We start from the raw sequence: 518 nt of genomic DNA on the forward strand, positions 1-518 counted from the left end.
CGATTGGTCATTCCAATATGAATTTAACTAATCTTTCTTCTTAATCTTCTTTCCTTTATTCAGTTTTCAGGGTGTTTGAAAGAACACAGAGATGCACCATTAGCTCAGTTGGTAGAGCACCTGACTCTTAATCAGGGTGTCCCGGGTTCGAGCCCCTGATGGTGCACCAAGAGAAGTTGCAGGGGCTAATGAGAGCAAAGACCATTAGCCTTTGTGACGAAAGACAAGGCTCGTTGGTCAAGCGGTTAAGACTCCGGCCTCTCACGCCGGCAACGCGGGTTCGATTCCCGCACGAGTCACCAAAAGGTAAAAAGGCTGAAAGGCTTTTAAATACAAAAGAATAGTTGGTGTTGATGACGCTGAGGGTCCACCTGTTCCCATACCGAACACAGAAGTTAAGCTCAGTGGTGCCGAAAATACTTGGCTGGTGACGGCCCGGGAAGATAGGGAGATGCCAACACAAAGCATACACCCAAACGGGTGTTTTGCTCTATATTCCTCCATAGCTCAGTCGGTAG

The 518-nt window shown here is 47.7% G+C and carries 2 tRNA genes and 1 rRNA gene; all 3 read left to right on the forward strand.

Annotation, left to right across the window (positions count from 1 at the left end):
- Window positions 1–93 precede the first annotated feature (93 nt).
- The 3 genes from WMO31_RS11205 to rrf all read left to right on the forward strand — a co-directional run bounded on the left by WMO31_RS11205 (window position 94) and on the right by rrf (window position 460).
- Window positions 94–169: transfer RNA gene (locus tag WMO31_RS11205), tRNA-Lys, on the forward strand.
- 58 nt (window positions 170–227) lie between these two features.
- Window positions 228–302, forward strand: a tRNA-Glu gene (locus tag WMO31_RS11210).
- Window positions 303–343: 41 nt separating this feature from the next.
- Window positions 344–460: ribosomal RNA gene (rrf, locus tag WMO31_RS11215) — 5S ribosomal RNA — on the forward strand.
- The last annotated feature ends 58 nt before the right edge of the window (window positions 461–518 follow it).

It is taken from the genome of Ruminococcoides intestinale (assembly GCF_040095935.1).
GTDB lineage: Bacteria > Bacillota > Clostridia > Oscillospirales > Acutalibacteraceae > Ruminococcoides > Ruminococcoides intestinale.